Below are 24,412 nucleotides of genomic sequence, written 5' to 3'. Positions count from 1 at the left end.
GCCTCATTTGGGCCGGAACCCGATAATTTGGACTCATCGCTTCATATGTCGTGTTTCGTGGCCAGCGCTCCGTTTGTCTCGTGGAGCAATACAAGGCCCGCGGAGACGGGACCTGGTCCGTCCCCGGCGTCGTATCTGTTCTGAGCGATCCGCGAAGGCGGTGCGATATCCGGATCCAGGACATCGGAAGAGCACATAGAGGGCGTCGATCTTTTCGGCCCGATGCGCTTCGTCGAGACCTTCGAACCGCATGAAGGCGGCCAGTCGCGCCCGCGGCGAAGCCATTGACGGCGTATAGGTGGAGTGCAAGCCGGCATCGGAGGTGCCCCCAGCGCCTAAAATCTCAATACCCAGGCTTCCACTTTTCCCTTGCCTTTGACTTCGATAGCGCCGCGCGGCTCGAAGACGAATTGGTCCTTGAGCTGTTCGTAGACGGGGCGCGTCACCTGAACAGAGTCGGGAACTCCGGCAGACTCCATGCGGCTCGCCAAGTTCACTGTGTCACCCCATAAATCATAGATGTACTTACTCTTCCCAATGACGCCGGCGACCACTGGCCCGCTGTTGACGCCAACCCTGAGCTTCATCGAGACCTTGTGTTCCATCGCGTGCTCGCGAGTAATGTGGACCATGCGGATGGCCATGCGGACCATGCGCTCGGCGTGGTTGGCTACCGGTACGGGTAGGCCGCACACCGCCATATAGGAGTCGCCCACCGTCTTGATCTTTTCGATGCCGAGATCATTGGCGGCAACGTCGAAACGCGTGAAGAGTCCGTTGAGAAACATCACGACATCGTGCGGCGGCATTTCCGATGTCAGTGCCGTGAACCCGACCAGGTCTGCGAAGGCGACCGTGACCTCGGCGAAGCCGTCGGCGATCCTCTCCTCGCCAGCGCGCAGCCGATTGGCGATCGGTGCCGGCAGGACGTTGAGCAGCAGCTGCTCGTTCTCGCGGTTCTTGTTCTCTATCACGAGATTCTTCTTGTGCAGATCCTCAACCATGCCATTGAAGGCCGAGCAGAGTTCGCCAATCTCGTCGCGCGTGCGGACCGGGACGCTGGTCGCATAGTCGCCAGCAGAGAAGCGTTTCACCCCGGCAGTGAGATCGCGGAGCGGTCCGAGCAGCGCGCGCGAAAGCCAGGCGGCGATGGCGGCCACCACGAGCAGCGCCAGTCCCCCGACAAGCAGCAGATCCCGGCGGAGTTCCGCAATCGGTGCGAAGGCCTCGGCGCTGTCGATCTTTGCGACGAGAGCCCACTTGACACCGGAAATCGCGAGCGGTCCCCATGAAGCGAGCGTCGGGACGCCACGGTATCCGATGATCTCGCCCGTGCCCTCGACACCGGCGAGCGCGGCACGGGTGGCCTTGGTGTCGGCGCGCTGATGCAGCACTGGTGTCCCGTAGCGCTGAATGGCGGCGATCTCCTCGTCCGAAGCGCCGGCGAATTTGAGGTCGGCGAAGTAGTTTTCCCGGTTCTCGTAGAACACCCGCGAGCCTGAGCGCGCCAGATAATCGGGTCCGACGAGATAGGCCTCACCCGTGTCGCCGAACCCTTCCTGCCGCCAGCGGCGGTTACCAGTGACAACGTTGTCGATCTCATCATTCGACAGTTGCGCGACCAGCGCGCCGATGACGACGCCCTGGGCAATCACCGGTGCTGCCATAAAGGCGATCGGTGCGCCGCCAGATGGCGCATAAGAGGAGAAATCTTCGAGGCAGATGGCTGACGGATCTGCGATCTGCGAGCAGCGGGCGACGGCGGCCGCGACGTTGGTGCGACGGTACGGACCCAATTGAAGAGACGTGGTGAAATCCACCTCCTTCTCGACCGTATAGATCAGGCGACCTGATTTGGGATCGGCAATCATGAGATCGAAAAAGCCGACCGTGGTCGCCGCAGCGCGCATCAACGGATGATATATGGCATGCAGCCTGGTGTATTCGCTTCCGTCGCCGGCGTCGTCGAGAAGCTTGCGCCGCTCCGGCGAGTTGGGATTATCCACAATGTAGTGATACTGCAGATAGTAGGGGGCACCACCGACCGGCAGGTAGTCCGACAGGGCTGGTTCCCTGCCTAGGGTGCGCGTCATTCCGGGGATGAAGTTCTCAGCGTACCAAACGCCGACCTTCTGCCGCAGGTCAGGCGGCGCGCCTGCCCGGTCGAGTTGGTCGACCGCGATCCGGAACTCGCGTGTTGCATCGACCACCATCTTGGAAGTGGCAAGCAGGCGCAGCTCCGCCTGGATTGTGCGGAAGTAGGTTTCAACCTGGCGCGCCTTGGTCTGACGGGCGGCCGTGAGTTGGTCGAAGACTGCTTTTTCGAGGGCGTCGCGGGCGCGGAAGTAACCGAGCACCCCGGTCACCAGGACCGCGGTCGCGCCAAGAAGGACGAGGGTTGTAAACAGCTTTGCGGCCAAGCCCCAGCCCGCGGGGCGGGATGAGCCGGTCACATCTTGAGAAGACATGAGATCTGACATTGCTTTTGCATCACGTCTTCGGAAACAGGAGCGTCGGCGTCGAGTCGGACGGCAGGCCAAGAATATGTTTCATCTGTTACCCTCTCCCTCGCGTATGCATACCAACTTTACTGCGAGACGTGTGCGGGAATGCGTTGTCGATTTGCCCGTGGGACCGCACTGCGCAGAAACGTCGCGGTCGCACCGACACCGTCCCCTCGTTCGATCGCTGGGTTTAGCAACTATACTCACCAACTGCATAGCGCCGCTCCGTGCGCCGTGCCACCCCGGCGAGCAAACGGTCACGCGGACCATCCGACCAATGGCTCGGAGCTATCTTCCTTTGGCTCGGCAGTAATGCCAGACTGGATGGAGGGAGCACGACATGAGTGAGGCCCGCAAAATTGCAGCGATCCTGGTCTCGGATGTGGTCGGCTACAGCCGGTTAGCCGGCGCAGATGAAGATCGCATCTTGGCACGGTTGCGGGCGCTGCGCAGCGATCTCATCGATCCCACCATCGCTGTTCATCGTGGTCGCGTCGTCAAGCGCACAGGCGACGGGAGCCTCGTCGAGTTCAGCAGCGTGGTGGAAGCAGTGCGCTGCGCGATCGAAGTGCAGAACGCCATGCTTGAGCGCAATGCCGGGGTTCCGGATGATCGCCGCATCGAGTTCCGGATCGGCATTCACTTGGGCGACGTTGTGCAAGAACGCGATGGCGACCTGATGGGCGATGGCGTCAATATCGCCGCGCGCCTTGAAGGCATATGCGAGCCCGGCAATATCTGTCTTTCCGAGCAAGCCTATTGGCAGGTAAAGTCAAGGCTCGATATCGCAATCTACGATCGCGGCGCGGTTCAGTTGAAGAACATCGCCGAGCCGATCCGGGTCTATTCGCTGCAGGTCGGCGTTCCCGCCAAGACCAAGCCCGCGGCACCGGCGGACGCCCTCGTGCCAGAGAAATCTTCGCACCCGCTCGCGCTGCCCGACAAGCCTTCGATTGCCGTGCTGCCCTTCGTCAACATGAGTGGCGATGCCGAACAGGAATTCTTCACCGACGGGCTGACAGAGGACATCATCACCGATTTGTCGAACGTGTCCGGATTCTTCGTCATCGCCCGCAACTCCACCTTCGCCTACAAGGGCAAGCCCACCGACGTCCGTCAGATCGCTCGCGATCTGGGCGTCAAATATATTCTTGAGGGCAGCGCACGGCGATCCAACAAGCGGTTGCGTGTCAATGTGCAGCTAATCAATGCGGCCGAAGGCGGCAATCACGTGTGGGCCGAGCGCTTCGATCGCGATATCGCCGACATCTTCGACGTTCAGGACGAGGTCACGCGACGCGTCGTTGAAGCGATTTCTGGTAAGCTTGGTGACAAGAATATTGTTGCCCATTCCCGACCGTCAAATCTGGAAGCCTATGATCTTTGTGTCAGGTCGCGAGGCAAATGGAGTATTTCCAGATCAAACAACAGCGAGGCGCGTTCAGCTTTGGAACGTGCCGTTGCACTCGATCCAAACTATTGCGAAGCGCACAGCAATCTTGCGCTTGCACTGCTATTTGGCTGGGTTGATTGGGGAGAACCACAGATACCCAATCGCGGAAATGCTTTGATGCATGCGCAACGAGCCATGGAAATCGATCCCGGCGATTCCAACGCTCGCAGGATCCTGGGCTGCGTTCAGCTTTTTGAGCGCAATTGGGATGAAGCAAAATCTCAGTTCGATGCTGCCATTCGGATAAATCCCAACAATGCAGATGCAGTTGCATGGATTGGTGAGCTTCAAATCTACCTAGGCAAGCCGCAAGCGGCGCTGATAGCTTGTGCAGAGGCGCTCCGTCTAAATCCTCATCCACCCGGTTGGTATTTCTGGATCGTGGGAATGGCGCAGATTTCCACCGGTCACTACGAAGAAGCGGTTGTGTCCTTGAGCCGGGAAGAAACCTACGGGACCGGTTCGAGGGAGCACCTGATTGCCGCGCTTGCCCTCGCCGGCCGCCTGCCTGAGGCACAGGAGGAAGCCGGTCTTTTTCTAGCTGGCAATCCAGATTGGGCGATCGGCGAGTTGGCAGCGAACTTGCCCTTTAGGAGCATGAGCACTGCGCAGCCGTTTGTTGATGGCTGGCGTCTGGCGGGCCTGCCAGATTAGGCATGGCAAGGGGCCGTTTTCCAAGGGACCTGGCAATTAAATCTATGCCGAAAGACTCGAACAGTCGCGACTCTTCCCCTTCCACAAGCTCCAGGCCAGTTCCTCGCCGTCACGCGCAAGATTGCTACGCCACGCGTGGTTGAGCCGGCCTGGGTTTGACGACGGTGGCGAGTACGATGCCGGCGACGATGAGGGCCGCACCGACCAGATCGTAATCGTGCAAGTCCTCGCCGAGCAGCAGATAGGCGAGTATGGCGACGAACACCGTCTGCAGATAGAGCAACATGCTCGCCCGGCTCGCGCCGAGCGTTTCCACGCTTTTGTTGTAGAGATAGTACATCAAGGCGCCGCCCGGACCTGCCAGATAGGCGAGCGCGAGAATGCTGTGGACGTCCAAGGCGGAGCGTTCGTCGTTGAACAATTCCCACAAATGGAAAGGCAATGCGACCAGCGCACCGGCGCCGAGCAGCAGCACGACCATCGGCAGGAGTTCGATGCCGAATTTGGCACGGCGCAAAAGCACGGTGTAAAGGCCCCAGCAGAACGCGCTGCCGACGATCCACAATTCGCCGGCGTTGAACTTGAGTTGCAGCAGCGCCGTCAGGTTCCCGTGGGCAACGATGAAAATCATCCCGGCGAGTGCAACCAGCGCGCCAAGCGACTTCCAGAGGCCGAGCGGCTCGCCGAGCACGAAACGGGCGAGCACCATCGTCATGACAGGCGAAAGCGCCATGATGATGCCGGCCGTGGTGGCGTCAGTGTCGTTGAGGCCATGGTAGATCATACCCTGGCACAGCGTGAGGCCGATCGTCCCCACGGCGACGACCTCCACGGCGCGAGTTCGCAAAAGCCCGATCATCGCGTCGTGATGATGGTGCACAATCGGCAGCAGGATTGCGCAAGCGAGCGTCAGCCGCCAGAAGCACAGGCCCCAGGGCGGCATTTCGGGCGCCACCCATTTGGCCGCGATATAGACCCCAGCCGAAAGCAGCCAGCACAGGACGGCGGTCGGATAGCCGGTCAAGGAGGATACGGGCCCGACCACGGGTTGCGCGGCTTGATGCGCTATCGGCATTGCCTGCATGTCATGCCCTCCCCTTCGATGACGTCGGCCCGAGGGGCAATATAGCCTGCGTCGTTGGGTCGTGCATTCGTTTTGAAATGATGGGGTCGAAAGGGAATCTGCGCTCGGCCGCCATATGTCTTTCGAGGGAGCGAAGAGGCTCTTTCCCGCACCATCCTCAGCGGGCTGCAATCACAGGGTCTTGCGCGGTCGCTCTCACAAAATCAAACAGTGCCGGCGTCTGGGCGTGTCGGGTGGTGTCTTCGAGAAGATTGGCATCGGGGCTGGAGTCCTTGGTCTTCTCGATCTTGCCGGCGAGCACATCCTGGTAGAGGCCGGGCACCCGGGTTTCGGCATAGGTCAGCCATTCCTTCATGGTGACCGTGCCATCGCCGTCTGTGTCGGCAAGCTTGTGCGTGCTGGTTCCGGTCGTCAACCCCTCCTTGAGCGCATAGGTCAGCAGCCCCTGGCCGAGTGAACCGCTCTCCAGGGCAACGTCGTCGGCCTGGGTGGCCGCAAGGATGCGCATGCCCTTGTCATAGGCCAGTTGACCAAGCCCGTGATCGCCCATCGGACCAGGCTTGAAGCCTTCCGGCACCCCCGCCGCGGAGTGACAGGCGTCGACGATCATCACCATCTCGCCGGCATCGACATCGCGCAGCCACGCCGTCAGTTCCTCGCTCGAGATCATTCTGTCCAGCTTCGTCAGGTCGTTGCCCGAATCCGACGGCAGGATGTAGAAGCGGCCCTGCTCGTTGTGGCCATGACCGGAGAAGGCAAGGATCACAACATCGTCCGGCGTCGCCTTCGCCAGATGGTCGATGACCGGGCCGATCTCCTGCCGCAGCCGCGACCGTTCCACCTCCCCCTTGCCCGCCAGAAGATACAGCACCGCCTGGATGTCGGCCTTGCTGGCGTGGTCGACCGCGGGGATCTGTTTATCCCCTTCCGTGCGCGCGTAGTCGGTGGTCAGCAGCACCGGCACCACGTCGTAGCCCTTGATTCCCCGCAGCGCCGTCTCGATCGCCCTGGCGTCGGCCACCGCGAAGTTCAGCCGCAGCGCTTCGTTCTCGTACTCGTTCACTCCGACCGTCACCACATAGGCCCGCGGCTTCGCCGGAACGGCTATGTCCTGCGGCACCGTGTAGCTGTCGTCGGTAGCTGTCGCGCTCTTCACCCGGTCCTCGTTGAACCCATAGGCCGTGAACGTCACCTTCTTGCCCTTGTCACCGCCTGCAAGCCGGACCGGGAAGACGTGCCTCGCCAGGATCTTTCCCGGCGTCATCGCCACGCGCGAAGCGCTGCGCCACGCACCAAGATCTTCGCCGACCACCGCCGCATTGTCCTTCGGCTCGGGCCACTGGCCCACCAGTTGCCCTTCACGGAACAGCCGTACGTCGTAAATCCCGGTGCTCGTCTTGCCATTCGGCTGTGAGGCATCTTCCTTGCCCGATGCCTCAACCTCCACCAGGGCAACACCAGGTGTCGGCCCCGCCTTCACACTCACAATCCGTACATCCGGCTGGATCCGATTCAGCGAGGCCAGCGGCCGTACCGGCTTGAACGCGTCGGCGCACGCGTTCGCATTCTTTCCGTTCACCTCAGCCCCATGGCACGCCAGCAGCCGGCCAAGCAGGTTCGGCTCGTAATAATCCCGCATGAATATCTCGGGCAGAAGGGCCTTGAAGGGATCATCGCTGACCACCCAGCTGACCAGCGGCATGGACTCCAGGGCCGATGAATCAAATCGCCCGTCAGCGTCAAAGCTCATCCAACAAGATGTCGGGACCGAACGATCCGCCTGCCCATTGCCTGCGTGGCTGCCCTCCACGTCGCTCCGGCAGGTACCCTCACGGCCAAAGACGATCGTCTGCATCAGCTTGCCGCTTGGAATGTCCCATATTTTCGCGGAGCCATCGTCACTTGCCGAAACCAGCAGCGTTCCGTCGCCGGACACGTTCAGTGAAGAAATCCTCGCGACGTGGCCAAAGAAGGATCGCTCGACCTTGCCGGCGACATAGTCGAAAATTGCGATCTCGCCGTCATCCTTGCCGAATGCAAGTCGCCTGCCGTCCGGCAGAAACGTCAATCCCAGCAACGGGATATCCACGCTCTTGAGCTTCTCCCCCGTGCGTATGTCCAACAGGCTGAAACCTTCTGCAGGACTGACCACCGCAATCTTCGAACCATCCGGTGAAAACGCCACGCCTCCGATGTTGCTCGACAAGCCAGCGAGATTTCTGATCCGCTTTCGGTTTCCTGCATCCCAGAGCGAGATCGTTGCCTTGGTTTCGTCCGAGACTGCGATCATGGCTCCGTCGGTGGAGACGGCGATACAACGGCGTCTGTCGGCGGCACTCTCGTCCAGCATAAGCCGAGCACGAGAGTCCAGATCCCATATCAACACGCGCCCCGCGCTGTCGGTCGTCACCAGTTGATGGGTATTGGGAAGGAACACTTGAGCCCCGTTGCATCCACCGTGATGGTCCAGATTACCTTTTTGAAGGGGTGAACCAATTTTTGAGTCGACGCTCCAGAGACGCGTATCGCTTTTTGAATCGACAACCAGGAGTTGACCGTCCGAGGACAAGGCGATGGATCCCGAATATATCGGCCCATTGCCCAGGTTCTCGAACACGCCTCGGCCATCGTCGTCGCGCCATAGCGCAACCGGGCCTGCCACGGGAGCGAGTATCAGGTGGTTTCTGGAGGGCCGGAACGCCGCAGACCCAATTGGATCGATCGATGCGCCGACGATCTCGTCGCCCTTGTCGGAACCGGCGCTCAGCAAAAAAATCGGAGAGCCGTTCGATCGCAGCCCGACCGCCAGAAGCGATGGTTGCGCAGGCGAGAAATTGAGTGAATCGAGGTCGCCGTCGACGGGAACGGTGCGCAGAAGCCTAAGCGTGCTCGCGTCCAGGAATTCAACAAGGCCCATGCGGTATCCGAGGGCCACGTAGTGCCCATCGGAAGACATTGCGGATTCCGTCGGCACGTTCTTTCGAACCGGAACTCTGGCCAGGACGTGGTTGCTCTGGTCCCTGATCGACACGTCCTGGGACGTGGTTACCAGTATCTTGCCGACACTGTCCGAGAACGACACGCTGGTGGTGTCATCCCCCAGATCAACCTCTGTGTCGTTGCCGCGCCTGGGGTCAAGGAACAGGACCCTGCCGGGGCTCCATGATATGGCCGCCCATCCAGTTCCATGGCGTTCGATCTTGCCGTAACTTATGTCGGGCGTCTTGCGGTAAAAGATCGGCTTTGCGACCGCAATGTCAAATATCTCAATGCCGCCCTCCTCGACGAGGGCCACCTCTTTTCCATCAGTCGAGATCGCAATCGAATAGATCGCCTGGTGTTGCGTCGCGTATTCCTGCAGCACTCGACCGCCCTTCAGGTCCCACAACAGAAGCCGCCCCTCATCGTCTCCTGTCACAGCGGTCAGCCCGTCGTCGGAGAAGCCAAAAGCACTGACGTGCACTCCGATCGAAGCGCTGCTGTTGCTGCCGTCAATAACGCGCAAAAAACGTCCGGTGTCCGCGTCCCAGAGCCTTGCTGCCGGCTCACCATACCCGCCACCTGTGGCCAGCAGCTTGCCATTGGGTGAGAACGTCACGAACGAAGCCTCCTGCGGCCGCAGGTTGGGCACCAGGGCAGCGAAATTGTCTGGGCCGCGACTACCAATGTCCTGTGCAAAGGCGGCGCCGCACAACACCGAACAAATCAGGAAAAAGTACAGGACCTCGAAAATTACCCGGTGTGGTCTCATGCGCAGCCCTCATTGAAAGCTGTCGCGGCCTGCCGCGAACTCTCTTCGCAACTGGGTCGGTGACAGTCGTCGCTTGCCTTCGAAGATCGACACGCCCTACGCCGCGCGACGCGTCGCAGCGTAGGGGCGCCGATGCTCTCGCTATAACCCGTTGCGCGGTACTGCCTCCAGAGTCGGCACGGATGTGGAATGATGCATCCTAGTTTGCCGTCTTTTCGGCAACAACATCGATATTGAGAGGCGACAGATCCTCACCCGGTATGGGCGCCGGCTTCGGAACCGGCTTTCCATCAAAGAACACCTTGATCTCGTCTTTGCGGCGGTTCTTCAATCCTACCAGTTCGACGCCTGCCGCACGTGTCCATCTGAGGAGCTGTTCGGGGACGCGATCAAACTGCTTTTTCTTGACGACCGCGAGAAGGGTCGAGGTCTTGAAGTTGTTGCCGCCAACATTGAAGGTAAAATCGACAAGCGCGGCATAGGCGCCGTCGTCGATATCTTTTGGCACGGCCAGCTGCACAGTGATCTGGGCCTTCGACATGTCCTCGATAAGCAGGTCTTCACCGCGCTTTTTCGAGATGCCTTTCAGGAACTCCACTTCGTTGCCCGTACCGTCGCAGTTCTTCTTCTTCAGGAGATGGCCGTAACCGACGGTGCAGTAACCAACGGCATCATTATAGCGCTTGGGGACCCACCCTTCCCATTTCTTGGTCAATTCAATGCCGGGCCGGTATACCTTGCGCAATTCCACACCCTGCGGCAGTACATCCTTGGTGTCTTCCAGGAGGATGCCCGGCGCATGTTTGTCCTTGAGGGTTTTCACCGCCTGACCGGCTTGGACGTGCGCGATCGAGACTGTTGTCACGCATAACGCCAGAAGAACAGCCTGCGACCAAGGCTTATGCTTGAACCCTTGCCTGTCCGATTGTGCTTTCTTGAAAACTGTCATTGTCTGTCCTTCTCCGACTTGCCGAGTTAAGGTTGAATTTCAATATCCATCCGCATGGTTGCCCAGGAATTCAGATCAAAATCCGGAACCTGGGCGGAGTCCCTGAAACCAGGATTAGAGAGCCCAGCGAGAAGCCAGCCAAGGGGGCCGGCATCTCTGGGATCTATGCCCTGCTGCTCGAGGAAATGGACGTTGACTGGCGAAGTCGTCGCAAGCACCAGGTAGGATTCAAGGCCGGCGGGCGGCCCGACCTTCAGTGGCGGTTTTGTGCTGATCGTGACGCCAGCCTGCAATTTGTCCCCTGATCCGCCATCTCCCAAGACATACACAGATCCGCTGCTCCCCAATCCGATAATTGAATAGTAGAGATCTTGTGATCCTGTATTTGTGAGGCTGAAGCGAAAATATTCTCCCTGCTTCATCGGCTCTATGCCCGATGACACCACCGGAGCCTCGCCCTCCACGCTTGGCTTGCCGTTCTCGGTCTTAACTGTCACACGGACAAGAGAAACCGTGACCGCACCTGCCAGCGGGGAAACGCTGTTCGTCAGCGCGCGCAGGTTTTCCTGTCGGGCTATCTTCTCGAGCGCGCCCGTAATGCCATCGACAGCGGCACCGTCGTCCTTTGCCGAAACCGTGTAGCCATGCATGGCCCCAACCTGGTCTCGCGGCGTGATATAGTAGACCTTGTCGCAGCCGGGGCTGAGCGTTTTGCGTTCCTCCATCGGAATAAGCTTGCCACCGTTCAGGCACCCCATGGCGATCACCATCGTCGCCTGGCCTAAATCCTGCACCGGCCGCACCAGCGCATTGTCGCGTAGTCGATCAGCGAGCGCTGCCTTTATCGGCAGGACCGCCGCAGCGATGCCCAGCTCTGGAGGTGGATCGGCAATAGCCACCGCAATCTTTTGCTCAACGGAATAGGGCGAGACGATTCGAACTTTCGACGCAGTGGTCACAGGCTCGTTCGGGGCTTTGACCAGTTTGGCAACCGAAGTCGCGATGTCGGACGAAATCACGACCGCGTTCGCGATCTTGCCGTCCTCACCGACGAGCTTGGTTGCCTTGCTGGAATACACGGCCAGGATTGCTCCTGGTTGAATCCCCTGCGCCTGGCCAACTGCGACCGAAATCTGGTCCTGCGTCACATTTGTGATCGAAATGAAGGGGGGCTGGCGGGTTCCTATTCCGCCCAAAACCACCCTGTCGAAGTCTCCTTCCGCCTGTGGATGCTGGGATGGCGCACGTTTTTGGACATACCTCTCGGTTTGCATCACTGCTTCGCGATAGGTCAGCTGTGGAGATCGCTTGAGCGTCTGGACCAGATAGTAGGTCAGCAGCCCATGATACTGCGAACCCGATGCGGTACCGACAAGATCCTCGTTGGACACTTCATCGGCCCGGGACCCTTCGATGATCGAGTATGAGCGGCCTGAATCCGCGATCGACGCATCCTTGCCGTGACGCTCAGCAGGCGCATCCTTCAGCAGTCTACCGTCTAGCGGCGCCATGCGGGCAGCAAGTGTGGGCTCTTTTGAAATCGTGCCTGAGTGGCAGCTGTCAAAGATCAGCACGATGTTATGGGAGTATTGCTTGAGCTGGGTCAGCCAGGCCTCGATTTCATCGTCGCGTATGTCGGTGCCACCCGGACCACGGCTGTCCTGTGCAACGATGGTCTCATCATAGCCATCGCCCTCGTCGCCATTGTCATCGATGGCCAGGGAGCCGTGACCGCTGAAGTAAAACAGGAACGTCGCATCCGGATGCGCTTTTGCCTTCTCGATCAATTGCTCCGCAAATGCCTCTCGAATGCCGGCGTGGGTCGCCTGGGCGTCCAGCAAAACCCGGTAATGATCGCCGTCGTCGGGAACGCCGTAGGTGCCGGTCAGCAGGTCCTTAACGAGGGCAACGTCGTTTGCGGTTCCATGAAGGTCCGATGCGTTGTAGGCGGAGCCTGGCGTCTTTGCGTAGCTGTTTATGCCAACAAGGAGCGCGAACACGCCCGGCTCCTCTGCGAATACGACGCGAGGACACACCAAGAGAAGCAACGCCACCAAAAGCGCCCGGCAATGCCGCTTGCCTACTGTGAACATCGTTTCGCTCCAGAGAAATCCACAAAGACCTGGGCAAGGCAGCCCGTTATTCGAAGCCTATTGTGCCGGCCAGTCGCTTGCGCTGAGCGGCAAATTCAGTGCGCTCAGGTCTTCAACCAAATCGCCCCTGCCGCAGCTTACGCCATCCTTGTATTGCACCAGCGCCGCATGGAAGCTTCGAAGGAAGGACCAGTAGACCAATGCCGCATCCCTTGAGGTGACAAATTTGTTGAGTTTGTTCTTGAGGGCGACGCAACTGTCGTGGATTTCCGTCTCGGATGCGGGCTTGGGGGATCCAAGCGGCGCGCCGTCCGTGATCGCCTTTACAAATCCGGCAACCCTGTCGGTTCCTGCCGTTATCAGATCGATCACTGGTGCCCGTGCTGCCCCAACACCGCTCTTCACCTCAGTCAGCGGCAGGCCGAAATTGGAGATCTTGAACCCTTCAGGCGAAAAGTTCGTCGGCAGTTGCGAGTTCAGCGTCTTCAGGTAGATGTTAACCTTGAAGTTGGTCCCGTTATATCGCAGCTGATTGGGAAATCCGTCATCCAGCAACGTGAACGCGCCCGTTGTGTTGTCGACGATCGAGACGTCGGTATATTTGCTCAGGAGCTTGCTGAGGATGGTCGCGAACGGAGCATAGGCATCCGAAACCGCCTGAACACCCGGCGACAAACCGGCCAGAGAGGCGGTTCTAGACAGTTGCGACAGCTCGGTCAGCAACGACATGTCCACCGACGTATTGGAACTATATCTGACCTTCATCGAGAACGAGATTGTATTTGTCTCAGAATCCACGACGATGTCGTCGATGAGGATACCGTTCCTGTTGATGACGATGTTCGACTTCTCGGATGTCGTGACGAAGAGGAATTTGCTCTCTTCCCACGTTGCCGACATGATCGGCTCGGTGGCAATGATCTTGTCGCCAATCGCCACATCGAGACTTACGATGTAGTTTCCCGACTTGTTTTGGAACCTCGACTTTATCAACGATTGCAGGAACGCCGAAGCCGATTGACTTCTTGCAGCGCCGTCCTTTCCAGTAAACGCAAAATCGTAGGTGATCAGCCCATAAACCAGCCGCGGCTCTACGGCTGAGAAGCTCGGGTGCGTTACGGCGGCAAACTCATCGGCCAGTGCGCCAAAAGGTTGGGAAAGTACTAGAACAAGAGCTGCAATCAGTTGCCTGAAGCGCATTTCACCCCCCCGGATGGCTTCTTAAACCGTACTCTCCATTTCTATAATTAGGAAGGGGAACGCATACTAGATGAAGCGATTTCTGTTTGCCTATCCGCACTAAGGATCGGCGGGTTGCCGTCGAAATCTGCGTTCCAAAAGATGAATGGCGAAGCCGCGCCGTCCATGTATCGCTATGTGAAATTGAGCCCCTACCACGAAACGCACTGACGGACGTGCAGGCATCCATGCCTGCGAGGTCAAGGCATTGGTGCCGAAAAAATCTGAGGCGCCGCTTGAAGTGATCCTTTTTCATGGAACTGCGCTTGTGCCCAATCGGATCTGTTAGGCCAAAGGCTGGATGTGGGACGATGACGATCGCGATCATCGACTTGATCCGGCCCACAGCAAACATTGACTAAGCCATACTGCATAGCGTCCCGCCTAGCGACGTTGCCACACTTTGCCGGAACGGCTGCAATGCGTTAGCCTGCAAACATGCGCAGTCGCTGATAGATCATTTCGCTGAGGGGGCGAAGATTCATGGAGATGCAGCAAGTCCGCTATTTCCTTGCCCTGTCCAGCACGCTTAATTTCACCAGAGCAGCCGAAGAGTGCAACGTTACCCAACCCGCGCTGACTCGAGCGATCAAGACGCTCGAAGAGGAGTTGGGGGGCGAGCTTCTCCGGCGCGAGCGCCAGCACTCTCACCTGACCGAACTCGGCAGGCGTATGCTGCCTCTGTTGCAACAGTGCTACGACGCTGCCACTTCCGCAAAATCACTCGCCAAGGCTGTGCAAAGCAGCGACGTGGCGCCTCTTAACGTCACCATTTCCAACAGCGTCAACATTGCGCTGCTGGTATCGCCGTTTACGGAGCTTTTTCGCGCCTATCCCGGAGTCCATCTCAAGATCAACCGGGGCTCGCCGAGCGCTGTCGTTGAGGCTCTCAAGAACGGTGAGGTTGAGCTAGCCGTTGCCGGTCCGTTGGGGCAGGCCTGGGATCGGCTCGACACCTGGCCGCTCTTCCAGGAGGGCATAGAGCTCGTCGTGAACTCCGATCACCCACTTGCCCGCCGCAACGAGGCCGATGTCGCGCTGAGCCAACTGGCGGCGGAACCTGTGCTCAGCCGCATCGATTGGGAAACCAGCGAGGAACTGTCCCGCTGCCTTTCCGCGAAAGGCCTGACGCCTCGCACTGCGCATGAAGTCGAGACCGACCACGATTTGCTGGCATTGCTGGAGGCCAACGCCGGCGTGGGCTTCGTCTCCGTGACGGCACCGCGGACGCCAAATATCCGCAGGCTCAAGCTGCGGGATTTGGAAATCTCTCGGGTCGTCGCCGTCTACGCGGTCGCTGGTCGGCATCGTTCGCCCGTGGCCACGACGCTGCTCAACCTGTTGCGGTCGACGGACTGGTCATCTTTTGGCGTCAGCGAGCCCGCCTGAGCGCCGCGATCAGATCGTCGATGTCCATCCGCCGACGATAGTCGGGATCGACGAAGCGATCGGTGATGATCCCGTCGGTTCCAATGATGAAGGTTGCAGGGATTGGCAGGAACCAGCTGCTGTTGCCCTGATAGTTGGGGAGATCGAGGCCTAGCCCCATCAGCCGCTCCATCTCCGCCCCGACCCAGATCGCAAGATTGAGAGACAGGGCGTAGCCATTGTCCATGTCGGTCAGGAAGGGAAACGTCGCGCCGACGGCAGTCTTCATCGCCTTCGCGAATTTGCGCCGCTCGGGCATGATCACCACGATCTGGCCGCCCAGGGTGGCAATCTCGGGCTGGGCTTCGACGATGCCAATCGCGTTCAAACGGCAATAGGGGCACCAATGCCCGCGCTGAAAGGTGATCACCGCTGGCCCCCTTTGCAGCACGTCGGCCAGACTGACCAGCTTGCCATCGTCGTCAGGAAGCAGGAACGCCGGCATGATATCGCCTGGCATCGGCGCCACTGCGCCTGCCCCTTGTTTCTCCAGGCGCTCCACCAAGCGATCCACCGCATCGGCGAAATTCGCGTCCAGGCGGCGCACCGCGGCGGCAATCACCGCCAGCCGCTCGTTCAGGGGTGCATCAAGTTCTATGGCAGCCTGGACGGACTGTTCAAATGTCATTGCCTGGTCGTCGTCGGCCATTTCTGCACTTTCATGGATTGCGTGCACCCTATCATTGGAGCTCGTCGGGCGGGGTCATGCTTTCCTTGCATCGTTTCGATGCCCAAGATGCATCGAGGCAAGTTGGGTTCGCATTCTGTTCGTGGCTCGTCCTCAATTCGTTACAGTATGACATCGTGTTCCTGGTATCCGACGAGAAGGCCGGGATCACGACCACCATACTTTTCCAAGTCGCCACCTGCACGTGTTCAATGGAGCTTGATGCGAGGCCGGGTGCGCCTCGCAAACATCTCGCTGATCGAGTCCAGGGTGGTCTTCACAAGGCCATGCACCGCCTGGAGATGCAGCTTGTGGAGAGAGCGATACATCAGCCGGGCGAGCAGACCTTCGATCCTCAGCCCGCCAATCAGGCTGCCGAACGAACCGTAATCGGCGAGCGAAACGAGGGAGCCGTAGTCACGGTAGTGGAATGCCGGCGCAGCCTGCCCCGCAAGGCGCGCTGAAACGACTTTCACAAAATGATCTGCCTGCTGGTGCGCTGTCTGAGCTCGTGGCGGCAGGGCATTGCCGTCGCCTGGCAGGACGCAGTTCGCGCAATCTCCGATCGCGAAAACGTTCTCGTCCCCTCTGGCTTGCAGTGTCTCATCCACGACCAGCCGGTTGATGCGGTCCGTTTCGAGGCCATCAAGCTCGTTCAGGAAATCCGGGGCCTTGATCCCAGCGGACCAGACGACGAGTTCGGCCGCCACAAACAATTTCTCGCCAAGCTTGATGCCGTCCTCCGTCACCTCGCTCACCCTGATGCCGCACCGTATCTGCACGCCGAGCTTGACCAGCAGACGTGCCGAAGCGCGTGCTATGTGCTCCGGCAGGGCCGGAAGGATCCGCGGCCCGGCTTCGACGATGGTGATGCGGATCAATCTCTCGAAATCGATGTTGTCGAGATTGTGCGATGCAATCTCCCGCATCGACTTGTGCAGTTCCGCGGCAAGTTCAACGCCAGTGGCCCCGGCGCCGACGATGACGCAATGAAGCTGACCGGGCGAAAGCTGCTCGTATTGCGCGTTGGCGCGCAGGCACGCGTCTATCATGCGCTTGTTGAAACGGGCAGCCTGCTCCGCCGTATCCAGCGAAATGGCGTGACGCGCGGCGCCCGGCGTGCCGAAATCGTTGCTGACGCTGCCGACGGCCAGCACCAGCGTGTCATAGCCCAGAAGACGCGGCGGGATGATCTGCCTGCCATCGTCATCAAAGCTGGGAGCGACAAAGACCTGGCGTTTGGCACGGTCGATGCCAACGACCTCGCCGATGCGATATCGGTAGCCGTGCCGGCTGGCATGGGCGATGTATTCGACAGCATCGTGCGACGCGTTCAGCGCGCCGGATGCCACTTCATGCAGCAGGGGCTTCCAGATATGGGTGCGGTTGCGGTCGACCAGCGTGACGGAAAGCCGCCGCTTGCCGAACTTGCGACCAAGACGCGTCGCCAGCTCCAGTCCGCCCGCACCGCCGCCGACGATAACCACGCGATGCAGCGACGTATCCGCATGGGAAGGCGTCTCCGGAATGGTACGGAAAAGGGCGGCATTGTTGGCAAGCACCGCCTCGGGGATCAGCCGCATGCCGGGGGTGATGATCTGCATCGGTATTCTCCATCGGTTCCGAGGCGCTGGTCCGTCATTCCTGCGATTCGTGGATCACGATGCCCTGCAGCATGTCGACCTCGCATTCCCAAGGCTTTTCCGAGAGGACGCGCTGGCCATGTTCGTATCCCGCCTGCCAGCGCGTGTGGATTCCTGTGCGCGTGAAGTCGATGTCCTTGGTGTGGTCCTCGCCGTCGAGGCGCGGCGAAAGCAGCCGAACGAGATGCATCACCGAAGGGCAGCCATAGGAGGCCAGTTCCTTGAACATCGGATCGTCGCGCCGCTCCTCGGGTACCAGCTTTCCCATTTCGCGCACGACGTGGCGCAGACGATGCAGTTGCTCCTGACGGGCAACGTGGCTTCTGCCGCGGCTGGCGTATTGGAGATCCTTCTGCCGTCCCATGACCTGCCAGATCGATTTCGGCTCCGTCGCGCGCGGCTGCCACATGTTGACGGCGAAGATCAGCGCGTCGCGCCGCGGACGCTCGTCCAGCACGACTTCGATTGGCGTGTTCGAATAGATGCCGCCATCCCAATAGGGCTCGCCGTCGATGCAGACTGCCGGAAAGGCCGGCGGCAGGGCGCCCGACGCCATGATGTGCGCCACCGACAACGGCATCAGACTGCTATCGAAATACTTGAGCTCGCTGGTGTTGACGTTGACCGCGCCGACTGTCAGCCGCGTATGGCGGCGGTTGAGGCATTCGAAGTCGATCAGGCTATCCAGCGTCTGCTTGAGTGGATCGGTGGTGTAGTAGGAAGCATTCTCCACCCCCACTTCGCGATTGACCCCGAACATGGCGCTTGGGTTCGGTTCGAAAAACCCCGGTATGCCGCGCATCACCGTGCCCATATTGGCAAAGATGTTGCTCGGAACCATCATCCGGAAGAACTCGTCGAGCGGGCTGCTGCGGCTGACGCCGTCCCAGAACTCGCGCAGCCTAGGCAGGCGGTCCTGCGGCTCGTTTCCGGCGATCAGCGCCGCATTGATGGCGCCGATCGAGGTGCCTATGACCCAATCGGGTTCGACCCCGCCCTCGACGAGCGCCTGGTAGACGCCGGCCTGATAGGCGCCGAGAGCGCCGCCGCCCTGCAGCACCAATACGGTCTGTCGCTTGACCGAACCGTCAGCCATACGAACGGCCTCCGGCACGGGTTCCGACGTTGAGGGGTTCCGGGTGATCTTGTTCATGGGCTTTGCGCTCCTCGTTGCCGGTTTCAGTGGGCGGTCCAGCCGCCTTCGATCGGCAAGATCGCGCCGGTGATCGAGGCCGCATCGTCGGAGGCCAAGAAAAGACAGAGCGACGCAACCTGCTCGACCGTTACGAACTGCTTGGTCGGCTGTGCGGCCAAAAGCACATCCTTGATGACTTGCTGTTCGGTGATCCCGCGCGCCTTGGCCGTGTCCGGTATCTGCTTTTCGACCAGTGGCGTGAGCACGTAGCCGGGGCAAACCGCATTGACCGTGATGCCCTGCTCGGCCACTTCCAGCGCTACCGTCTTGGTCAGGCCGGCGACGCCGTGTTTGGCGGCGACATAGGCGGATTTGTATGGCGAAGCGACAAGCGCATGGGCGGACGCAACGTTGATGATGCGACCCCATTTGCGCTCCTTCATCGCCTGCAGGGCGCGCCGGATTGTGTAGAATGACGACATCAGATCGATCGCCACGACCGCCTCCCATTTCTCGATCGGGAAGTCGTCGATCGGCGCCACATGCTGGATGCCGGCATTGTTGACCAGGATGTCGATCGCCCCGAACTCCGCGATGGCCTTGTCCATCATGGCGGTGATTGCGCCCCCCTTGCTCATGTCCGCATTGTCGTAACGAACGGTGACCTCGTAGTCGGCGGCCAGCTTCGCCCGCAAGCGTTCGATCTCATCCGCATCGCCGAAGCCATTGAGAACGATGTTGCAGCCCTTTGCCGCGAAGGCTTCGGCAATGCCTTGGCCGATGCCGCTGGTCGAGCCTGTTATCAGCGCCGTCTTTCCTTTGAGCATCGTCGTTTCCTTCTGTTGGAGCCGCAGCAAAACCATCGAGCAATGGCTGCGGGCAACGGGCCTGCACGCGCCCCGGTTTGAAATTCTGGATCAAGTATGGCCAGCAGCCGAAGGCGACGGAAATGCCGTTGAGACATGGATTCGATAGCCGACGGTCTGATCGCTGCCGCGACGATGTAGATCTCCAGGCCGGGTTGTTTGACGTAGGGGCAGCTAGTAAGATCGCGCCGCAACACGGGTCGTGCGGTATATGCCCGCCCGCCGAGGGGAGTTGCCGTGGAGATCAGCCAGGTCAGATATTTCTTGGCCGTTGCCAAGGAGCTGAATTTCACCAGGGCTGCCGAGCAGTGCAACGTCACGCAGCCGGCGCTGTCGCGCGCAATCAAGCTGCTCGAGGATGAATTCGGCGGGGCGCTTTTCCACCGCGAGCGCCGCTTCACCCATCTCACCGAGCTCGGTCGCATGGTGGAGACCTATCTCGAGGGTGTCTTCGAGAACTCCCGCCAGGCAAAGCAGATTGCCGAGCAATATGTGCATCTGAAGAAGACGCCGCTCAAGGTCGGCATCATGAGCACGATTGCGCCAGACGAAATCATTGAGCTCATCGCTGCCGTCCGGTCGCATCACCCCGGCGTCGAGCTTCACCTTTGCGATTCAGACGCCAAGAGCTTGCGGCGACGGCTGCTCGAAGGCGATCTCGAGGCCGCCATCTACGCCTTGCCTTCGAACGTGCCCGACGAGGACGTGCACTCGCTACCACTCTTTCAGGAGCAGATGGTGATGGCCGTCCATCTGAACCATCGCCTCGCCAACCAGCGAAGCGTGCGGGTGAAGGATATGAGCAATGAAAGCTATATCCACCGCAACAATTGCGAGTTTGCCGGCTATGCCGATGCCATTCTCTCCGAACAGGGCGTCACCGTCAGCCCTGTCTACTGGAGCGATCGTGACGATTGGACACTGGCAATGATCGCTGCCGGGCTTGGCTTCGGTTTCATGCCCGAACACACCGCCAAGCACCCGGGCGTGGTGCCCTTGCCGATCACCGAGCCGGAATTCTGGCGCGAGGTCAATCTCGTCACCGTGCGCGGCCGCAGGCATTCGCCGGCAGTTGGCGCGCTGGTGCGCGAGGCCACGCAGAAGCGGTGGTTCGGCGAGCGGGCAAAGGCGTTGTCCGCCGCTGAATAACCTCGTCGCGAGCAGCAGGCTGCGTCGCATGCACCGGCAGCGGATCTACGGCACATCATCCGTACTCAGTTCTTCTTGATCGTCGAGGTCACGGACTGGATGACTTCGGTCGCCATCTTGAACTGCGCCTCGCGGTCGGTGATGCCATGCCGCTTGGCGATCCAGTCGAAATCGCTGTAGGCGGCGTAAACCGTTCCGTCCGCGGTCTGGTAGACCAGGACGCGAACGGGCCAGTCGAGACCGGCCTCGGGATTGGAGGTGATGAAGGTCGTGCCGAGAGCCGGATTGCCGAACATCACCAGCCGCGACGGCTTGACGTCGTTGCCGGCATTCTTGCCAAGCCTTGCCTGGTCGATGACGCCGAAGAACTTGATGCCCTTCTTGAGAACGTCCTTCTTGATGCGGGCGACGGTTTCGGCGACGGAATAGTCGCTCTTCACGGTGACGACACCGTCCGAGGCGGCGACCGGGAGAATGAGCGCCATCAGCATGGCGCCCCCGGCAATCATGGTTTTCAGGTAGTTGGTCATGTCAGTCTCCTTTGTTTTCCAGGTTGCATGAATCTTGGCTACTACGTTGATATCTTTGTCCAATATCTGAGAGCGCTTCGCGATCGACGACTTGCGATCGTCAGCCGGTTGGCGTCTTCAATGCTCGCGCGACCGCAATTGCCCCGGCGAGGACCGCGGCAAGCACGGCCACACAGGCGGTCCAGCCGACGCGGTCGTAGACCTGTCCGATGACGAAGCTGCCAGCGAGCCCGCCCGCATAGTAGGAGGCTAGGTAGATGCCGCTCGCGGCGGCGCGGTCGCGCGACGCGGTCCGGCTGACATGCCCGGTGGCGATAGCCTGCGCCAGGAAGGTGCCTATGGCGACCAGCGCCATTCCCGCAAGCACCACCGGCAGGCTGCTCACCAGAAGTAGAAGCAAACCCAGGATGGCCAATGCAAGCGTTGCGCCGATCCCGATCCCTGGCCCGAGCCCGGCAGCAACCCGCCCTGCGAGTGGTGTCGTCAGCATCGAGGGCAGGAAGACGAAATAAACCAGCCCCAGCGCCATGGGCGACAGCGACAGCGGCGCGGCGACGAGCTGGAAGTTCACATAGGTGAAGGTGCCTATGAAGACGAAGAGGATCAGGAAGCCGATGGTGAAGCAGGCACGCAACTCGACGTTCATCAACGGGCCCTTCCATGCGGTGCGGGCAGGCTCGTTCTTGGCGTCAGCGCGCATCATTGCCGATGTCTTCTGCAGGGTGAGCCAGACAAGGGCCGCGCCAATCAGATTGAGCGCGGCGAACGTGAGGAAGTTGGTGGAGATGCCAAACGTGTCGGCCACGGCGGCCGACATCAGCCGTCCGAAAAAATTGCTGGCGACATTGCCGGTCACATAGGCAGCAAGAGCACTGGTCGTTTGCCTCGATGAAAAGTGTTCGGCGAGATAGGCCATCGTCAGCGTGAACGCGGTCGACATGCACAATCCCTGGACGACACGCAGCGTGGCGAAGACCACGATGCTGTCGGTCTGCGAAAGCAACGTCGTCGGGATTGCCAGCACCGCAAGGCTGATCCAGATTCCGTTGCGCCGATCGAGGTTTCTGCCGAAAAGCGCCACGGCGATCCCGGCCACAGCCATGCCGAACGTGCTGGCGTTGACGGCAAAACCCATTGTCGCGCGGCTGACGCCGAATTTTATCACCAGCGAAGGCAGGATGGCCTGAGTGGCGAACAGATCGACAAGCGTGAGAAACGCGATCAGGGCAATCAGGCCGAAGCGCCAGCTGTCTGCGGCAACCATGCGGAGCCGCGTCGGTTCGGTGTGTTCAGTGGTAGTCATGACAGGACTCCGTGGCCGCACGTCCCCGGGCGGACCGCCTGAGGACGCGCTTCCGTCGCTGATTCCGGGATCTGTTCACCGCGATGGGCGGCTCACATCATGTGGTCGTCGTGCATCGCAGGAGGCAGGACGTCGGCGGAATAGAGCACTGCGGGAACCTTGCCGTTGTTCTTCCACCAATGGGCGAGCTGGCCGAATTCGGCTGTCACGTCGCCAGCCGGATGTTCGATGCCGACCTTGCAGGTGCTGCGATATTCGGTGATCGAGCCTTCGACGATCAGAATGTTGGCGGGGCGGACATTGTGCTCATGCCACGGCACGACACCGCCCGGCTGAACGACGAGCTTGCGCAGGCGCAGCATATTGCCTTTCCACGCTTCGCCCTTGCTGCTGAGATCGATCGCCGAGAGAACCGTGTCGGTCACGCCGACCGGTTTGCTGGGGTGTTCCTGGATGTCGGTCGTGGCGGCCTGGCCGGCAGGGCAGTCCCCGGCGAAGGCCGGCGCAGCGGAAAATGCAGCGGCTGCGGACAGCAAGCCGATTGCCAACGCAAAGTTGAGTTTCTTGGTAGCCATCTAGTATTTCTCCTTTGTCGGTGCCCAAACGCGGGAGGCGGGGCATGGAATGGAGAGTGATGGGTGCGGCGAACAAAGAGAAATGCTGACTGGCTCTCAATTCGATACCCGAAAACTATGGTCGGACATCACGACGAACGAAAGGCGCACGACAGGTCCTGTCGTGCGGCGCTGGAATTTATTTGATTTGCTTCAGGCAGCGGTGCGGATCGTTTGAGCGAGGGCGCTCTCAGGCCAGCCATGCGCCTTGACGCTGTTGACGAAGGCAGATGCCGCCGGCGAAAACCTGCGCCCCGCCACGACTACCAAAGACACTTCCCGCCAGACCTCGGGGTCGATGACCGGCCTGACCTGCAAGCCAGGGATCACCGCGCTGAACTCCGGAATGAAGCAGATCCCGAGGCCGCCTGAAACCATGTTCTGGATCCAGTCCTCGCGTTCGCTCGCATAGGAAATCCTGAGTTTCACGCCACGGTCATTGCACAGGCCGGCGAGGTGATCGCGATACTCGCAGTTCAGTCGCCGCAGATAATTCTCGCCGTCGAGTTCGGAGATGGCGACATTGTCGTTGCGGGCCAACCGATGGCCGTTTGGAAAAGCCAGGACGAAGCGCTCGCGATAAAGCGGCGTGACATCGAACCGTTCCGGAAAACTGTTGCTGGACGCCATGATGGCGACGTCGATTTCGCCGGACTCGAGCAGTTGTGAAAGCGAGGTCGGCACACCTTCCACCAGCTGCAGCTGAATGCCCTGCTGACGCCTGTTGAAATCGGCCAGCAGGCCGGTGAAGCGGCGCGGTCCGATGGTGCACATGACGCCAACCTTGAGGTTGGCATTTTCCAGGCACAAGAATCTCGACGCCTCCTGTCGCACTCCCGTCAGTTCGTCGAGGATCTGTTGAAACCGGGGTCGCAGCAGCGCGCCCAGGTCGGTCAGGTGAGTCAGGTTTCGCTCGCGGCGGAACAGCAGGCCGCCGACCTCGTCTTCCAGCTGCTGGATGGCGCGCGACAACGCTGGCTGGGTAACGTTGCACTTTTCGCCGGCCCGTGTGAAATTTCGTGTCTCGCACACGGCGAGGAAATAGCGGATGTGATGAATGTCCATGCCGATTGTCCCCGTTGCGTATGGTCCTTTTTTGCTAAACCGAACCTTGCCGCAAACGACATCCTCGTTCCAATGCACCGCCGCTATGAAGTTCATAGCATATCGTCATGGGGTGACGCAGGTTGGCGCCTTTGTAGCTTTGCTGGGACATAGGAGACGATGGCGAACAGCTTGAACGCCATCGCGCTCGGGTCTGATCTGGAAGCAGCGTGACGTTCAGCTGTTGCCGCCGAGCAGATGCACCTTGACGCAGAATTCTGCATGAGGCTTGCTCGTCGCTGCGTC

17 protein-coding genes are annotated in these 24,412 nt (G+C 60.2%); 3 read left to right on the top strand and 14 right to left on the bottom strand.

Going from position 1 to position 24,412, the window contains the following annotated elements; genetic code table 11:
- Positions 1-335: 335 nt before the first annotated feature.
- Entirely contained in the window at positions 336-2,468 is a 2,133-nt protein-coding gene (locus AC1DZP_RS14815; protein ID WP_477303540.1) for an adenylate/guanylate cyclase domain-containing protein, read from the bottom strand.
- 376 nt (positions 2,469-2,844) lie between these two features.
- Here AC1DZP_RS14815 and AC1DZP_RS14810 point away from each other — a divergent pair, with 376 nt between their 5' ends.
- On the top strand, positions 2,845-4,611 hold the full coding sequence (locus AC1DZP_RS14810; RefSeq protein WP_477303337.1) for an adenylate/guanylate cyclase domain-containing protein: 1,767 nt from the start codon (positions 2,845-2,847) through the stop codon (positions 4,609-4,611).
- Positions 4,612-4,735: 124 nt separating this feature from the next.
- On the opposite strand, the gene AC1DZP_RS14805 is transcribed toward AC1DZP_RS14810, so the two are convergent.
- The 5 genes from AC1DZP_RS14805 to AC1DZP_RS14785 form a co-directional block, all read right to left on the bottom strand.
- The gene (locus AC1DZP_RS14805) at positions 4,736-5,695 is read right to left on the bottom strand and encodes a DMT family transporter (RefSeq protein ID WP_477303335.1); all 960 of its coding nucleotides are present in this window, start codon (positions 5,693-5,695) and stop codon (positions 4,736-4,738) included.
- A 157-nt stretch (positions 5,696-5,852) separates the two neighbouring features.
- A complete protein-coding gene (locus tag AC1DZP_RS14800; protein ID WP_477303333.1) occupies positions 5,853-9,446 on the bottom strand; it encodes a caspase family protein in 3,594 nt (1,197 codons plus the stop codon).
- A 199-nt stretch (positions 9,447-9,645) separates the two neighbouring features.
- A complete protein-coding gene (locus AC1DZP_RS14795) occupies positions 9,646-10,395 on the bottom strand; it encodes a lysozyme (protein ID WP_477303331.1) in 750 nt (249 codons plus the stop codon).
- Positions 10,396-10,421: 26 nt separating this feature from the next.
- The gene (locus AC1DZP_RS14790; RefSeq protein ID WP_477303329.1) at positions 10,422-12,488 is read right to left on the bottom strand and encodes a caspase family protein; all 2,067 of its coding nucleotides are present in this window, start codon (positions 12,486-12,488) and stop codon (positions 10,422-10,424) included.
- A gap of 57 nt (positions 12,489-12,545) precedes the next feature.
- On the bottom strand, positions 12,546-13,688 hold the full coding sequence (locus AC1DZP_RS14785) for a hypothetical protein (protein WP_477303327.1): 1,143 nt from the start codon (positions 13,686-13,688) through the stop codon (positions 12,546-12,548).
- 522 nt (positions 13,689-14,210) lie between these two features.
- Between AC1DZP_RS14785 and AC1DZP_RS14780 the strand changes: the two genes are divergently transcribed.
- A complete protein-coding gene (locus tag AC1DZP_RS14780) occupies positions 14,211-15,116 on the top strand; it encodes a LysR substrate-binding domain-containing protein (RefSeq protein ID WP_477303325.1) in 906 nt (301 codons plus the stop codon).
- On the opposite strand, the gene AC1DZP_RS14775 is transcribed toward AC1DZP_RS14780, so the two are convergent.
- The 4 genes from AC1DZP_RS14775 to AC1DZP_RS14760 all read right to left on the bottom strand — a co-directional run bounded on the left by AC1DZP_RS14775 (position 15,100) and on the right by AC1DZP_RS14760 (position 19,427).
- Positions 15,100-15,804 (bottom strand): peroxiredoxin-like family protein, encoded by a 705-nt coding sequence (locus tag AC1DZP_RS14775; RefSeq protein ID WP_477303323.1) that lies wholly within the window; start codon positions 15,802-15,804, stop codon positions 15,100-15,102. The genes AC1DZP_RS14780 and AC1DZP_RS14775 overlap by 17 nt on opposite strands.
- 227 nt (positions 15,805-16,031) lie before the next feature.
- Positions 16,032-17,426 (bottom strand): NAD(P)/FAD-dependent oxidoreductase, encoded by a 1,395-nt coding sequence (locus tag AC1DZP_RS14770; RefSeq protein WP_477303321.1) that lies wholly within the window; start codon positions 17,424-17,426, stop codon positions 16,032-16,034.
- 34 nt (positions 17,427-17,460) lie between these two features.
- Positions 17,461-18,618, bottom strand: a complete 1,158-nt coding sequence (locus tag AC1DZP_RS14765; protein ID WP_477303319.1) for a patatin-like phospholipase family protein — start codon at positions 18,616-18,618, stop codon at positions 17,461-17,463.
- A gap of 26 nt (positions 18,619-18,644) precedes the next feature.
- Positions 18,645-19,427 carry a 3-hydroxybutyrate dehydrogenase gene (locus AC1DZP_RS14760; protein WP_457152713.1) on the bottom strand — a complete coding sequence of 261 codons (783 nt, stop codon included), beginning with the start codon at positions 19,425-19,427 and terminating at the stop codon, positions 18,645-18,647.
- A 276-nt stretch (positions 19,428-19,703) separates the two neighbouring features.
- Between AC1DZP_RS14760 and AC1DZP_RS14755 the strand changes: the two genes are divergently transcribed.
- Complete coding sequence (locus AC1DZP_RS14755; RefSeq protein WP_095080328.1) at positions 19,704-20,615, top strand: LysR family transcriptional regulator; 912 nt, start codon at positions 19,704-19,706, stop codon at positions 20,613-20,615.
- Between the two features lie 65 nt (positions 20,616-20,680).
- Here AC1DZP_RS14755 and AC1DZP_RS14750 read toward each other — a convergent pair whose 3' ends face one another.
- The 4 genes from AC1DZP_RS14750 to AC1DZP_RS14735 all read right to left on the bottom strand — a co-directional run bounded on the left by AC1DZP_RS14750 (position 20,681) and on the right by AC1DZP_RS14735 (position 24,127).
- Entirely contained in the window at positions 20,681-21,145 is a 465-nt protein-coding gene (locus tag AC1DZP_RS14750; protein WP_457152712.1) for a DUF302 domain-containing protein, read from the bottom strand.
- A gap of 100 nt (positions 21,146-21,245) precedes the next feature.
- Positions 21,246-22,448, bottom strand: coding sequence for an MFS transporter (locus tag AC1DZP_RS14745; RefSeq protein WP_477303316.1), 1,203 nt, complete (start codon positions 22,446-22,448; stop codon positions 21,246-21,248).
- Positions 22,449-22,540: 92 nt separating this feature from the next.
- Positions 22,541-23,023 (bottom strand): cupin domain-containing protein, encoded by a 483-nt coding sequence (locus AC1DZP_RS14740; RefSeq protein ID WP_095080322.1) that lies wholly within the window; start codon positions 23,021-23,023, stop codon positions 22,541-22,543.
- A 192-nt stretch (positions 23,024-23,215) separates the two neighbouring features.
- Positions 23,216-24,127, bottom strand: a complete 912-nt coding sequence (locus tag AC1DZP_RS14735) for a LysR family transcriptional regulator (RefSeq protein WP_477303314.1) — start codon at positions 24,125-24,127, stop codon at positions 23,216-23,218.
- Positions 24,128-24,412: the final 285 nt, after the last annotated feature.

The organism is Mesorhizobium sp. P2_F8 (assembly GCF_056403655.1).
The sequence above is the reverse complement of the archived record's forward strand: the minus strand, read 5'-3'. Positions and strand labels throughout refer to the sequence as shown.